This is a genomic window from Cupriavidus phytohabitans (assembly GCF_000426345.1).
Classification (GTDB): Bacteria; Pseudomonadota; Gammaproteobacteria; order Burkholderiales; family Burkholderiaceae; genus Cupriavidus.
Window position 1 is genome coordinate 25,462 of record NZ_AUFE01000052.1, and the last position, 14,301, is coordinate 39,762.

The 14,301-nt window shown below is 65.1% G+C and carries 13 protein-coding genes; 5 read left to right on the plus strand and 8 right to left on the minus strand.

All coding sequences use genetic code 11. The annotated features are described in order from the left end of the window. Positions 1-28 precede the first annotated feature (28 nt). On the minus strand, positions 29-1,645 hold the full coding sequence (locus K309_RS0126495) for an ABC transporter substrate-binding protein (protein ID WP_029049193.1): 1,617 nt from the start codon (positions 1,643-1,645) through the stop codon (positions 29-31). 125 nt (positions 1,646-1,770) lie between these two features. On the opposite strand from K309_RS0126495, the gene trmB reads away from it, so the two are divergent. After that, complete coding sequence (trmB, locus tag K309_RS0126500) at positions 1,771-2,457, plus strand: tRNA (guanine(46)-N(7))-methyltransferase TrmB (protein ID WP_029049194.1); 687 nt, start codon at positions 1,771-1,773, stop codon at positions 2,455-2,457. A 63-nt stretch (positions 2,458-2,520) separates the two neighbouring features. Here trmB and K309_RS0126505 read toward each other — a convergent pair whose 3' ends face one another. The 7 genes from K309_RS0126505 to K309_RS0126535 form a co-directional block, all read right to left on the minus strand. After that, positions 2,521-3,723: a DUF2863 family protein gene (locus K309_RS0126505; protein WP_029049195.1), complete on the minus strand. Its 1,203-nt coding sequence runs from the start codon at positions 3,721-3,723 to the stop codon at positions 2,521-2,523. Positions 3,724-3,832: 109 nt separating this feature from the next. Continuing rightward, a complete protein-coding gene (locus K309_RS42555) occupies positions 3,833-3,982 on the minus strand; it encodes a hypothetical protein (RefSeq protein WP_198030864.1) in 150 nt (49 codons plus the stop codon). Positions 3,983-4,196: 214 nt separating this feature from the next. Then, positions 4,197-6,914 (minus strand): aconitate hydratase AcnA, encoded by a 2,718-nt coding sequence (acnA, locus tag K309_RS0126515; protein ID WP_029049196.1) that lies wholly within the window; start codon positions 6,912-6,914, stop codon positions 4,197-4,199. A 292-nt stretch (positions 6,915-7,206) separates the two neighbouring features. Beyond that, complete coding sequence (locus K309_RS0126520) at positions 7,207-7,797, minus strand: hypothetical protein (protein ID WP_029049197.1); 591 nt, start codon at positions 7,795-7,797, stop codon at positions 7,207-7,209. A gap of 167 nt (positions 7,798-7,964) precedes the next feature. Next, positions 7,965-9,146 (minus strand): bifunctional 2-methylcitrate synthase/citrate synthase, encoded by a 1,182-nt coding sequence (gene prpC, locus K309_RS0126525; RefSeq protein WP_029049198.1) that lies wholly within the window; start codon positions 9,144-9,146, stop codon positions 7,965-7,967. Positions 9,147-9,191: 45 nt separating this feature from the next. Further along, positions 9,192-10,172, minus strand: coding sequence for an HpcH/HpaI aldolase/citrate lyase family protein (locus tag K309_RS0126530; protein ID WP_029049199.1), 981 nt, complete (start codon positions 10,170-10,172; stop codon positions 9,192-9,194). A 128-nt stretch (positions 10,173-10,300) separates the two neighbouring features. Next, positions 10,301-11,284, minus strand: coding sequence for a malate dehydrogenase (locus tag K309_RS0126535; RefSeq protein ID WP_029049200.1), 984 nt, complete (start codon positions 11,282-11,284; stop codon positions 10,301-10,303). A gap of 428 nt (positions 11,285-11,712) precedes the next feature. Here K309_RS0126535 and K309_RS0126540 point away from each other — a divergent pair, with 428 nt between their 5' ends. The 4 genes from K309_RS0126540 to K309_RS0126555 form a co-directional block, all read left to right on the plus strand. Then, positions 11,713-12,597: a GntR family transcriptional regulator gene (locus K309_RS0126540; protein WP_029049201.1), complete on the plus strand. Its 885-nt coding sequence runs from the start codon at positions 11,713-11,715 to the stop codon at positions 12,595-12,597. Positions 12,598-12,877: 280 nt separating this feature from the next. After that, positions 12,878-13,288 (plus strand): succinate dehydrogenase, cytochrome b556 subunit, encoded by a 411-nt coding sequence (gene sdhC / locus K309_RS0126545; protein ID WP_012353373.1) that lies wholly within the window; start codon positions 12,878-12,880, stop codon positions 13,286-13,288. Between the two features lie 11 nt (positions 13,289-13,299). Continuing rightward, positions 13,300-13,665, plus strand: coding sequence for a succinate dehydrogenase, hydrophobic membrane anchor protein (sdhD, locus tag K309_RS0126550; protein ID WP_029049202.1), 366 nt, complete (start codon positions 13,300-13,302; stop codon positions 13,663-13,665). 3 nt (positions 13,666-13,668) lie between these two features. After that, positions 13,669-14,301 (plus strand): FAD-dependent oxidoreductase (locus K309_RS0126555; protein WP_029049203.1); only part of this gene is annotated, 633 nt, incomplete at its 3' end.

The window sequence follows — 14,301 nt, forward strand, 5'->3', positions numbered from 1 at the left end:
TACTGCAGGCGTACTCGTGCCGGCAGCGCTATTCCTTGTGGAAAAACTGCGCTAACGACCATTCGTCCGTCCGCGCCTCATACTTCAGTCCCTTCTTCATCGCCCACATCGCCAGCTGGCTGTGCGAGGGAACGATCGCGTGGTCGGCCAGCGCAAACTTCGCCGCCGTGCGCGCGTTTTCCTCCCGCGCTTTCTCGCTGGAAACGGTGGTCAGCGATTTCTCGATCAGCTGGTCCAGCTGCGGGTTGCTGTACTTGCCCCAGTTCCAGGTGCCGTACCCCGTCTTGGGATTGGGCGTGCCCGTGATCGAGCGCAGCGCCACATCTGCCGCCGCCGATCCCCATCCCAGCATCTGGAAGGCAAAGTCACCCTGCCGCGCGCGCGTGAAGTAGGCCGCCACCGGCATGGTCTCGACCTTGGTCTGGATGCCGATGCGAGTCAGCATGCTGGCGGTGGCCTGCGCCACCGCGGCGTCGTTCAGGTAGCGGTTGTTGGTGGCGTGCAGCGTCAGCCCGAAGCCGTCCGGGTAGCCCGCGGCGGCCAGCAGCTTCTTGGCGCCTTCCGGGTCATAGGCTTCGGGCTTGGTGCCCGGATGCCCGAAGATCTGCGGCGACACGATCGACGACGCCGGCACCGCCAGCCCCTCCATGATGCGGTTGACGATGGCGTCGCGGTTCAGCGACTTGCTGATCGCGGCACGCACGCGCGCATCCTTGAACGGGTTCTTGCCCAGCGGCTTGCCGGCCTTGTCGGTGACGAAGGGCGGATTGTCACGCGACTGGTCCATTTGCCAGAAGATGGTGCGCCACGACACCTGCTGCTCGACCTTGAACTTCGGGTTCTGTTTGAGCTTGGCCACGTCGGCCGACGGCACGCTCTCGATCACGTCGACGTCGCCTGCCAGCAGCGCCGCGCTGCGCGCGCCGTTGTCGGTGATGATGCGGAACACGGCACGGTCCCACTCCGGCTTGGGTCCCCAGTAGTTGGGATTGCGCTCCATCACGATTTCCTGGCCGCGCGCGAAGCGCACGAACCTGAACGGCCCGGTGCCGATCATGGCCTTGCCCGAGTCGAAATCGGCCTGCGTCAGCGTGGCGGCGACCTTCTTCGGCATGATCGGCACGCTGTTCAGGTCGTTGGCCAGGTTGGCGTAATTGGGCACGCTCATGGTCAGGCGCACCGTCAGCGGATCGGGCGTGTCGATGCGGGCGATCGGCTTGGTGTAACTGGTGAACGAGCCGGGGCTGTTGGTCAGCTTGTCCGGGCGCTCCAGCGAGGCCTTGACGTCTTCGCTGGTGAAGGGCGAGCCGTCGTGCCACTTCACGTTGGGGCGCAGCTTGATTTCCCAGGTAATGGCATTGACCGGCTTCCACGACAGCGCCAGGCCGGGGATATAGCGGGCGTTCTTGTCCATGAACACCAGCGATTCGAAGACATGCAGCGCGATCGCGTTGTTGGGGCCGGAGTTGTTCCAGTGCGGGTCCATCGAGGTGACGTCGGCGGCCAGTCCGATGCGCAGGTCTTCGGCGTGGGCGGCGCCGGCGGGCATCAGCGCTAAGGCGGCACTGCCCAGCATCAGCGCGGCGGCGGCGTGGAACAGGGCACGGCGGGCGGGCGGGCGGGACGTGGCGGTTGTCGATGGCATGGGACTGGCTCCTCGTACGGGTCCGGCGCGCGGACAGGTTCTCAGGCGGTTTGTCCCGCATTGTGCCGCTAAAGTGGCATGGTTGCAGCGTCCGATGCAAAGCTGCGGGGTGCGGCGCCGGTAGAATGGAGGCCATGTTTGCCAATTCCCGCACCATTGTCTCGGCGCAGTCCGATGTCCACGAACACCTGGCCGCGCGTGTCTCGCGCCACCTTGCCGAGCCGTTCCGCAAGCCTATTGGTGAAGCCAGCCGCCGCGCACTGAGCGCAGCGCTCGACAACTGGCGGCAGGCCGGCGGCGCGCCGCTGATCCTGGATGCCGGCTGTGGCGTGGGCGAAAGCACGCTGCGCCTGGCGACGTCGTTTCCGGACCACTACGTGATCGGCGTCGACCAGTCCGAAAAGCGCCTGGCCGCTGGCAAGGACTGGTGGGGCGAGGCACCGATGCCGGCCAATTTCTGCTGGGCGCGGGCCGACCTGGTCGATGTCTGGCGCATGCTCCAGGCCGACGCGGTACCGGTGGCGCGCCACTATGTGCTGTACCCGAACCCGTGGCCGAAGATCGGCCACCTGGGGCGGCGCTGGCAGGGCCATGCGGTGTTCCCGGCGCTGGCGGCGTGCGGCGATTACCTTGAATGCCGCAGTAACTGGAAGGTCTATATCGACGAGTTCGCACAGGCGCTGGCGCTGGTCGGGCGCCCGGCGCAAGTGATCGAGCCCTGGCAGCCGGCGCAGGCGATGACGCCGTTCGAGCGCAAGTACGCGGCTTCGGGGCATGGACTCTGGCGCTGCGTCAGCCAACGCGGCGCCTGAAGACAGCCAGCAAACAAAAACGGCCCACGATGTGGGCCGTTTGCTCGCTTGGCCTGCAGGAACTCAGTGGAACAGCGGCTGCTGCGTCGGCGCGTCTTCCGGCAATTCCGCATGCACGATCTCGCCATTGCGGTCGGCATACAGCGGCGTACCGCAATCCTCGCAGTATTCCGGATCGAACAGCGCCGCGTGGCGGAAGATATCTTCGACGCCGGCATTGCGCAGTTCTTCGCAGATCTGCTCGAGCGGATTGCCCTTCTCGTCGGCATCGACTTCGCCGGCTTCGCGGCCATACACCGGCCAGACGATCCCGTAGATCACATCCTTTTCGCCGCGCATGGTGAAGCCAACGCGGTATTCCTCGACCACCTCCTCGCCGAACGCGGCCACCACCGCGGCCAGCTGGCCTGCGGAGATATCCAGCGTGCCGGCCAGGTAGTTGACGGCGGCGCGCACGGTCAGCGGGCGGATGCTCTTGTCGGATTCGCGGCACGACAGGAAGAAGGCGTCGGGCAGCAGCAGCTCGAACTCGCAGCCCGGCAGCAGCAGCGCCACCGACGGCTGGACCTGGCTGCGCCATTGCTCCAGGCACGTTGAGCGCTCGGCATGGTGCTCCTTGGCGTCTTCCTGCCAGCGGAACAGCGCCTGCTCGTGCGGGGCCACCACCACGGCCAGCAGGTAGCGCGGGTCGGCCAGGATCGGCGCGGTTTCGGGCAGGTCGCGCAGGTCGACCTTGGGCACCGATCCGGCCAGCGCGGCCGCGGCCAGCTTGTGCGTCAGGGCAAAGGTGTCGCTGTGCGTGCGCGGCAGCTGGTCGATGCTGTACAAGTACGGCGACAGCGCCACCTTGGTGCCGGAAGCGAGCACATGTGCCTGCAAGTGCACGGCCAGCGTCTGCGCCAGTTCCGGCTTGAGTGTGCCCGAAGGGATGGCGTAACGCGTGTGCGCCAGGATCGGCGCAGCGATCAGCAGCGCGTCGTAGCGCTGGCCATCGACCTCGATGGTGGCCGATTCGGCCAGCGTCTCGGCCTGCTCGGCCAGCACGTCGGAGGCGTCGGCGTTGTGCTTGAACAGATGTTCCAGCGCCGCGTCCAGCGCGGTCTGGCTACCGTTCTTCAACAGGCGGCCCAGGCGCTGCGAGAGTCGCCGTTCCCAGTAGCCATCCTCCATGCGGCTGCCCGATGCGTCGAGGGCGAGCGCATCGGCCACCAACCGCTCGGCGTCGGGCGAAAGACGTGGGGAAGCCTTGGGGCGAAAACCTGCCATAGAAAGAAACCGTCCGTTTATGCGTAAAACGGTATTCTACTCGTTGCGTTGACAAGCGGCCGCACGATTGCGGCGTGCTATTGCCCTTGGCAAGGTAGAAGAATCGATTTTATTTCTGTTCGCTGGCTGCCGGAGCGGCCGGTGCGTGGGTTTCGACACCGTGCTGCTCGCCGGAAATCGACACATCGCTGCCACCCTTGGTCAGAAGATAGAGCGCCGCGCCGGCAACGACGATGAAAGCGATGATGATCTTTGCCATGTTGTCTCCAGTGTCTGTCTGAAGCGGGTGGGTTCCGCTTCCGGGTCATTGCGACCGCTGTTCTTTGGGACTCAGTGTGGCAGCACTGCCTTGCGTGGAACTTACACGCTTGTGCGTGATCCAGAGACCACACTATGCACCCTGGCAAACGCCGTCTGGCGCGTCCCCGATGCGGGACCCGGCAGGCGGCGTTTGCTTGTGCAACCCGCGGGCGTCAGGCGGCCAGCAGCTGGCGCAGCACGAAGGGCAGGATGCCGCCGTGGTTGTAGTAGTCGACCTCGATCGGCGTGTCGATGCGCAGCAGCACCGGCACGCGCTGCACGTCGCCATTCGCGCGCTTGATCACCAGCACCAGGTCCTGCTGCGGCTTGAGGTCGCCCGGGTTGTCCAGGCCCGGGCCTTCGATGTCGAAGGTCTCGTTGCCGGTGATGCCGAGCGTCTGCGCACTGTCGCTGCCCTTGAACTGCAGCGGCAGCACGCCCATGCCGACCAGGTTGGAGCGGTGGATGCGCTCGAAGCTGCGCGCCACCACGGCCTTCACGCCCAGCAGCTGCGTGCCCTTGGCCGCCCAGTCGCGCGACGAGCCGGTGCCGTATTCCTCGCCGCCGAACACAACTGTGGGCGTGCCCTCGGCAATGTACTTCATGGCCGCGTCGTAGATCGACATCTGCTCGCCGGTAGGCTGGTGGATGGTGATGCCGCCTTCCACGCGCGCGCCGTCCGGCTTGGGCGGGATCATCAGGTTCTTGATGCGCACGTTGGCGAAAGTGCCGCGCATCATCACCTCATGGTTGCCGCGGCGCGAGCCGTAGCTGTTGAAGTCGGCCTTGAGCACGCCATGCTCCTGCAGGTACTTGCCCGCGGGGGAGGTGTCCTTGATCGAGCCGGCTGGCGAGATATGGTCGGTGGTCACCGAATCGCCGAAAATGCCCAGCGCGCGCGCGCCGCGCACGCTGGCCGAGGCACCCGACGGCTCCATGCTGAAATCCTGGAAGAAGGGCGGCTCGGCGATGTAGGTCGACCTGGGCCAGTCGTAGACCTGGCCCTTGGTGCCCTGGATCGCGCCCCACAGCTTGCTTGGCTTCTTGACCTGTTCGTAGTTGCCCTTGAAGGTCTTGGCGTCCATCGCGAACTTCATCAGCGCATGGATTTCCTCCGAGGTCGGCCAGATGTCGCCCAGCCAGATGTCGCGGCCGCCCTTGCCCTTGCCGACAGGCTCGGTCATCAGGTCGCGCGTGACATTGCCGGCGATGGCGTAAGCCACCACCAGCGGCGGCGAAGCCAGGAAGTTGGCGCGGATGTTCGGGTGGATGCGCGCCTCGAAGTTGCGGTTGCCAGACAGCACCGCGGCCGCCACCAGGTCGTTCTGGACGATCGCCTCGTTCAGCTCGGGCGTCAGGTCGCCGGCATTGCCGATGCACGTGGTGCAGCCGTAGGCGGTTACGCCGAAGCCCAGCTTTTCCAGGTACGGAAGCAGGCCTGCGGCCTTCAGGTATTCGGTGACCACGCGGCTGCCCGGCGCCAGCGAGGTCTTGATGTGCGGCGCCACTTCCAGCCCGGCTTCCACCGCCTTCCTGGCCAGCAGGCCGGCCGCCAGCAGCACGCTCGGGTTGGAGGTGTTGGTGCACGAGGTGATCGCGGCGATCAGCACGTCGCCGTTCTTCACTTCAATGCCGTTGCTGGTGCGGTAAGGCTGGTTCAGCTCGGCCGGATCCTTGTTGAAGCCGTTCTCGGCCACCGGCTTGCTGAACAGCGATGCGAAGGTGCTCTTGACGTTGCCGATCTCGATGCGGTCCTGCGGGCGCTTCGGCCCCGCCAGCGACGGCGCCACGGTGGACAGGTCCAGCTTCAGCGTCTTGCTGAAGTCAATGTCGCCGGCCTGGGGAATGCCGAACATCTGCTGGGCGCGGAAGTAGCCTTCAAAGGCGTCGATTTCCTCGTCGGTGCGGCCGGTGCCGCGGAAGTAATCGATGGTTTTCTCGTCGACCGGGAAGAAGCCCATGGTGGCACCGTATTCCGGTGCCATGTTGCCGATGGTGGCGCGATCCGGCACCGACAGGCTGGCCGTGCCTTCGCCGAAGAACTCGACGAACTTGCCGACCACCTTCTCCTTGCGCAGCATTTCCGTGATGGTCAGCACCAGGTCGGTGGCCGTGACGCCTTCGCGCAGGCGGCCGGTCAGCTCCACGCCGACCACGTCCGGCGTCAGGAAGTACACCGGCTGGCCCAGCATGCCGGCCTCGGCCTCGATGCCGCCGACGCCCCAGCCGACCACGCCAATACCGTTGATCATGGTGGTGTGCGAGTCGGTGCCGACCAGCGTGTCAGGGTAGTAGACCCCATCCTTCTTGTGCACGCCGCGCGCCAGGTACTCCAGGTTGACCTGGTGCACGATGCCGAAGCCCGGCTGCACCACGCCAAAGGTGTCGAACGCCTGCATGCCCCATTTCATGAACTGGTAGCGCTCGTTGTTGCGCTGGAATTCCAGCTGCATGTTCAGGTCCAGCGCCTTCTTTTCGCGGAAATGGTCGACCTGCACCGAGTGGTCGACCACCAGGTCGACCGGCACCAGCGGCTCGATCTTCTTGGGATCCTGGCCCATCTTCTCGGCCACATTGCGCATCGCGGCAAGGTCGGCCAGCAGCGGCACGCCGGTGAAGTCCTGCAGCACCACGCGGGCCACGACGAACGGGATCTCGTCGACACGCTCGGCATTCGGCTCCCAGCCAGCGAGCTGCCTGACGTGTTCTTCGGTAACTTTCTTGCCGTCGCAGTTGCGCAGCACGGCTTCCAGCACGACGCGGATCGATACCGGCAGGCGCCCGATGTCCAGGTCCAGTTCTTGCGCCAGTTGCGGCAGGGAATAGAACTGGCCCTTGCCGGAAGCGCCGATCTTGAATTCTTTTAGCGTGTTCTTGAGGTTATGGGGCATTGCCGTACTCCGATCGAAGGATGATGCGATGGCATTTGGCTCGGACCTCTGAAACTGGATTCAGACCCCCGGTGCGCTGCCGCGGCATGTGACCGCGGTCCGAGGTCGGCAGCGCACTGCAACTGCATACTCTAACCGCCGCGGGGCTTTGCCGCCACCCGGTCTCGATCGGCCGGACCCCGGCCATGCCTTCCCGCGGCGCGACAGCGCCCCCTGGCGGGATTGCCCCGCCTGCAAGGCAAAAGGGTGCCGGCGGCCGGAATTCAGGCGGCCGCCGGCACCCTGCGGGGATTTACTGCTTCGGTGCCGCGGACTGCTGGGTCGCGTCAGGCTGCTGCGCCTGCTGCGCCTGCTGCGGCTGGACCGTCGGGCCGCCCGGGGGCGTGGCCAGCAACGGCGCGCCGACCGGGGCGCGCAGGCCGCCAGCCTGGGTCGGGGCCGCGGCGCCGGCTTGCATGGCGGCGCTCTGGCAGTCGTCGGCCAGGCGCTGGCCCAGGTTCTTGTTGAACAGCATGGCCTTGCTCGGGATCACCACCAGGTCCAGGCCGGTGCGGGCGTCGTAGTAGCGGTCGGCGCCGGTCACGGTAGCCTGGCGCGGCAGCTTGTAGTCGCGGCCTTGCCAGTGCACGGTCAGGATTTCGTCGCGCAGCATGTCGCCCGAGATATAGATGCTGTTGCCCAGCTCGCACTGCCACTTTTCACCGGTCGGGGTGACGGCTGCGGCGGCGCCGGCAGCGGCGGCGGTGCCCGCTGCCGCCTTCTTCTTGGTCGAGGACTTCTTCTTGGTGGTCGTGGTCTTCTTGGCCGGCTCTTGCGCCATCACGGCGGTGGCGGTGGTCAGGCTGAACGCGCCGATGCAGGCGGCAAGTACGAGATGTTTCATTTTGTGAGTGCCTTTCGGATTCTGAAATCTGGTCTGTTTGTCGTTCGCCGCCGTCACATTGCGCGGCGCCTGAGATGAAAGTCCGCCGCTATTCTCTACGATTTGCCTGAGCCCGCGAAGTGCGCTGGCCTTTGGTTACATAATCGGGGTGTCCGGTTAGTCCGGGTTCACTTACGCTTGCCGATCGGCGCGAATTTGAGGTTTTCGGGGCCCACGTAGTTGGCGCTGGGACGGATGATCTTGTTGTCGATGCGTTGCTCGATGATGTGCGCGGCCCAGCCGGACGTACGCGCGATCACGAACAGCGGCGTGAACATCGCCGTCGGCACGCCCATCATGTGGTAGCTCACCGCGCTGAACCAGTCCAGGTTCGGGAACATCTTCTTGATGTCCCACATCACCGTCTCCAGGCGCTCGGCGATGTCGAACATCTTCATCGAGCCGGCGTCCTTCGACAGCTTGCGGGCGGTTTCCTTGATCACCTGGTTGCGCGGATCGGCAATGGTGTACACCGGGTGACCGAAGCCGATCACCACTTCCTTGTTCTCGACGCGGCGGGTGATGTCGGCCTGCGCCTCATCCGGGCTGTCATAGCGCTGCTGGATCTCGAAGGCCACTTCGTTGGCGCCGCCGTGCTTGGGGCCGCGCAGCGCGCCGATCGCGCCGCAGATGGCCGAGTACATGTCCGAGCCCGTGCCGGCGATCACGCGGCCGGTGAAGGTCGATGCATTGAACTCGTGCTCCGCGTACAGGATCATCGAGGTGTGCATGGCACGCTCCCACAGCGCCGACGGCTTCTCGCCGTGCAGCAGGTGCAGGAAGTGGGCGCCGATCGAATCGTCGTCGGTCTCGACCTCGATGCGCTTGCCGTTGTGGCTGTAGTGGTACCAGTACAGCAGCATCGAGCCCAGGCTGGCCATCAGGCGGTCGGCGATGTCGCGCGCGCCCGGGGTGTTGTGGTTTTCCTTCTCCGGCAGCACGGTGCCCAGCACCGACACGCCGGTGCGCATCACGTCCATCGGGTGGGCGCTGGCCGGGACCCATTCCAGTGCCAGCTTGACGTTGGCGGGCAGGGCGCGCAGGGCCTTCAGCCTGGCCTTGTAGGCGGCCAGTTCAGCCTTGTTGGGCAGCTTGCCATGCACCAGCAGGTGGGCGATTTCTTCGAATTCGCAGGCGTCGGCGACATCGAGGATGTCATAGCCGCGGTAGTGCAGGTCGTTGCCGGTGCGGCCGACCGTGCACAGCGCGGTGTTTCCCGCGGTGACGCCGGACAGGGCGACGGATTTTTTGACTTTCGGTGCCGCGGGCGCCGTCGTGGCGGCCCGTGCTGCGGTCTTCGAAGCGGACATCCGGGTCTCCTTCGGTCGCGTCCGTGGCTTGTTGTTGTGGCGGTGTCAGGCGAAGAACAGCGCTTCCACGTTGTCCGGCAGCGGCGTGCCGGTGGCCTGGGCGCGCTGCAGCAGCGACCAGTAATAGCGGTAGCTGGCGCGGTCGTGCAACTGGCCGTCATGGCGAATCGGCGCCCAGTTGTTCTCGTGGGCCGCCAGCAAGATCTGGCTGGCGGCGCCGATTTCTTCCGCACCCGGCCGGAAGGCGGTGACGATTGGCGCGATCTGGCCTGGATGGATGCTCCACTTGCGCAGATAGCCGAACTCGGCGCGCGCGCGCAGTGCATCGTCACCGGCCCGCTGCGGCGTCTGCACATCGGTGCTGACGTTGTGCGACGGCACCTTGCCGTGGCGATGGCAGGCGGCGGAGATCTCCAGCATGGCGCGGCGGATCAGCGGATGCTCGAACTGCTGCGGCGAGCGCATGGCGTCGCCGGGAATCGCGCCGTGGTGCGCCGACACGAAGTCCATCAGGCCGAAGCTCAGGCATTCCACCTGCACCAGCGCGGCGATATCGAACGCCTGCTCGAGCGCGGCGTGTGTCTCGATCAGCACATGAATCGGGATATGGCGGGCGATGCCGGCGTTGCGCGCCACCTGGTTGACATGGTCGGTCACGCGCGCGACCTCGACCACGTCCGTCACCTTGGGCACGACCACGTAGGCCAGCCGAGCGCCGGCGGCGCGCACCAGCACATCGACATCCTGGCGCCAGCTGGGGTGGGCGGGATCATGGATGCGCACGCCGACGCGGTTGTGCGCGTTCAGCGTGCTGTTGACCAGTTGCGCGCACAACTCGGCGTGCTCGCGCTCCTGGCCTACTGCGGCGCCGTCCTCGCAGTCGAAGGTGATGTCGAAGACCGGCCCAAGCTCTTGCTGCAGGGCAAGCGACTTGCGCATCAGCTTTTCGCTGCCCGCATAGTGGTCACACACCGGCAACTGGACCGGGATGGCTTCGCCCTGGAACAAGACCTCGGATGGATGCACGGGAATTCAGGTGGGTTGGGGTTGGACGGGAGGCACATCATAGCGCCCCAATATGAAAAAAACCGGGGTTCCGCGCCGATTTTTTGAATCGTTGCGGAACCCCGGTCTTTCCTGGAACGCGCTGAAGATCAGCCCAGCAGATGCTGCACGCCGGCCTTTTCTTCTTCCAGTTCGTTCAGGGTGATGTTGATCTTTTCCTGGCTGTAGGCGTCGATCTCCAGGCCCTTGACGATTTCGTACTTGCCATTGGCGCAGGTCACGGGGTAGCCGAACATGGTGTCGGCAGGGATGCCGTATTCGCCGTTCGACGGGATGCCCATGGTGACGACCTTGCCGTTGGTGCCCAGCACCCAGTCATGCACGTGGTCGATGGCAGCGTTGGCGGCCGAGGCGGCCGACGACAGGCCACGCGCTTCGATGATGGCGGCACCGCGCTTGCCGACGGTCGGCAGGAACACGTCGTTGTTCCACACCGGGTCGTTGATCATGTCCTTGACGCTCTTGCCGTCGACCGTGGCGTAACGGTAGTCGGCGTACATGGTCGGGCTGTGGTTGCCCCACACGAACATCTTCTCGATCGACGACACCGGCTTGCCGGTCTTGGCGGCGATCTGCGACAGGGCACGGTTGTGGTCCAGGCGCAGCATGGCGGTGAAGTTCTCGCGCGGCAGGCTCGGTGCCGACTTCATGGCGATGTAGGCGTTGGTGTTGGCCGGGTTGCCGACCACCAGCACCTTGACATTGCGGCTGGCGACTTCGTCCAGCGCCTTGCCCTGCACCGTGAAGATCTGGGCGTTGGCTTCGAGCAGGTCCTTGCGCTCCATGCCCTTGCTGCGCGGACGGGCGCCAACCAGCAGGGCCACGTCGGCATCCTTGAAGGCAACCTTGGGATCATCGGTGATGACCACGCCGGCCAGCAGCGGGAAGGCGCAGTCTTCCAGTTCCATCACCACGCCCTTGACGGCGGCCTGGGCTTGCGGGAGGTCGAGCAGTTGGAGGATGACCGGCTGGTCTTTGCCCAGCATGTCGCCGTTGGCGATGCGGAACAGCAGGGAATAGCCGATCTGGCCAGCGGCGCCGGTCACTGCGACGCGCATTGGGGCTTTAGCCATGAGTAAATCTCCAAACGATAGAAGGGGGTAACCGGTCGGCGGCACGCCGTCGCCAACTCAAGGCGGCGTGCACGCCGGTTGCTGGTTGTCGCCACAGCGGGAGCGGCCGTCCGCCCGGAACCAGGTGGCGGGGCCACGGGGCGGAACCGGTAAGGGGAGCCACAACGGGTCATGGTGATGCAACGAAGCGTAAGTCTACTGCGAAGCGAGCCGCCATTTCCAGACCGATTTCCAGTCCGGACCGCGGGGGAGAGTGCCGGGTCAGGCATCCTTCGGCGGCACGAGCATGGCATTCGGCATTCGCGGGCGTGGAACAGCGCGAGTGTAGGTCCGGCCCCACTGGCTGTCAATTCATATGTCTTATATAAGACATAAGACAATTAACGTCAGGCTGGCGCCCGCCGCCCTTTTGTGGTGAAATCCCGCCTATGTCCTCCCTGTCTACGTCCCTCTCCGGCGCTGCCGTCCCCGGCGCGCAGGACTCTGGCGCGGCTACCTCCGGCGCCGGGACGCAGCCGCCTTCGTCGACCTCGTCCACTCCGTCGGCATCCCCTGCGCCCCAGGCCGCCGCCCAGCCGGGCCCGCAGGCCGCCCCGTCGCCCACCTTCAGTCCCCTGTACCAGCAGATCAAGGCGCTCATCATGCGCAGCCTGCAGTCGGGCGAGTGGAAGCCGGGCGAGATGATCCCCAGCGAAATGGAGCTGGCGGCACGCTACAAGGTGAGCCAGGGCACGGTGCGCAAGGCCATCGACGAACTCGCCGCAGAAAACCTGGTGGCACGCCGGCAGGGCAAGGGCACCTTCGTGACCACGCACCATGAGGACGTGGTCAAGTTCCGTTTCCTGCGCCTCGTCCCCGACGAAGGCGAGCCCCATTACGGCGCCAGCCATGTGCTGGAGTGCAAGCGCCTGCGCGCGCCCGCCGAGATCGCGCGGCTGCTCGATATCCGCACCGGCGACAGCGTGGTGCAGATCCGCCGCGTGCTCACTTTCTCCGGCGAGTCGACCGTGCTCGATGAGATCTGGCTGCTGGGCGCCAACTTCAAAGGCCTCACCGCGGAGAAGCTGACGGAGTGGAAGGGGCCCATGTATGCATTGTTCGAGGCCGAGTTCGGTACGCGCATGATCCGCGCCTCGGAAAAGATCCGCGCCGTGTCCGCCGACGTGACGGCGGCCGAGTTGCTGTCCGTGCCGGTGGGCTCGCCGCTGTTGTCGGTCGAGCGCGTGTCCTATACCTACGGCGATCGCCCCGTTGAGGTGCGCCGCGGGTTGTATGTGACGACCAAACACTATTATCAGAACGACCTGAGCTGAGTCACGGAGCCGGCGTGATCCCCGCGCCAGCTGCGATTATTGCGGCTTTTGTGATAGTGGTGCGGGCTGTTGCGCAGCACTGGTGGACGTTGCGTGGTATTGCCGGGCCATGGGCATGGTGTGCGATTGTCGGGCGGCGCATGTGGTTGCGCGATAGCTGAAAATTATTGGTGCAGCGCGCAACAAAGGCGCTAAAATCTCGTGGATTTGCCTCAATGCATCCCGCTGCATGCAGGCAATGGCAGTTTCGTTTCTTTGTTTACCGCTAATGGGGTCTCGCATGGCTGAAGCCGTCAAACAAGCCAGGCCGGAGTTCCGGAATATCGGTATCTCGCAGATCGCGAAATACCGGTTGCCCTGGGCCGGCAAGGTATCCATCCTGCATCGCGTGAGCGGTGCCTTGATGTTTCTCCTCCTTCCCTTCGTCCTGTATCTGTTTGAGCAGAGCATCACCTCCGAACTGAGCTTCGCAAAGTTCTCGGCCCTGTTGTCCGGCGGCTTTGTCAAGCTGGTTGTTCTGGCCCTGATCTGGGGTTATCTGCATCATTTCTGCGCTGGTATCCGCTTCCTGCTGCTGGACGTGCACGTCGGTGTCTCCAAGCCCGCTTCGGCCAAGTCTGCCATCAGCGTGCTGGTTGTCAGCCTGCTGCTTACCCTGATTTTCGGCCTGAAGCTGTTCGGCCTGTTCTGAGGAGAATCACGGTGGCAAATAACAATATCGGTCCCAAGCGTCTGGTCGTCGGTGCCCACTACGGCCTGAAAGACTGGCTCGCGCAACGCGTCACGGCCGTGATCATGGTGGTGTTCACCGTGATCCTGGCCATTGCCTTCCTGCTGTCGAACGGCGCTTCGTACGAAGCGTGGGCAGGGCTCTTCGCCAATCAGTGGATGAAGATCATCACGTTCCTGACCATCCTGTCGCTGCTGTATCACGCCTGGATCGGCGTGCGCGACATCTGGATGGACTATGTGAAGCCGATGGCGGTGCGCCTCGTGCTGCAAGTTCTTACGATTCTGTGGCTCGTCGGTTGCGCGGGCTACGCTGCTCAGATTCTCTGGAGGGTGTAATAAATGGTCGCAGTCAAGACTGGATTGCCGCGTCGCCGCTTTGACGTGGTCATCGTCGGTGCTGGCGGCGCCGGGATGCGCGCATCCCTCCAGCTCGCGGAAGCCGGCCTGAACGTGGCCGTGCTGTCCAAGGTGTTCCCGACCCGCTCGCACACCGTGGCGGCGCAGGGCGGCATTGGTGCTTCGCTCGGCAACATGAGCGAGGACAACTGGCACTACCACTTCTACGACACCATCAAGGGCTCGGACTGGCTGGGCGACCAGGACGCCATCGAGTTCATGTGCCGGGAAGCGCCGAAGGTCGTGTACGAGCTCGAGCACTTCGGCATGCCGTTCGACCGCAACCCCGACGGCACCATCTACCAGCGCCCGTTCGGCGGCCACACCGCCAACTACGGTGAAAAGCCGGTGCAGCGCGCCTGCGCCGCGGCCGACCGTACCGGCCACGCGCTGCTGCACACGCTGTATCAGCGCAACGTGCGCGCCAAGACCCACTTCTTCGTCGAATGGATGGCGCTGGACCTGATCCGCGACCAGGATGGCGACGTGCTGGGCGTGACCGCGCTGGAAATGGAAACCGGCGAGGTCTACATCCTCGAGGCCAAGACCACGCTGTTCGCGACCGGCGGTGCCGGC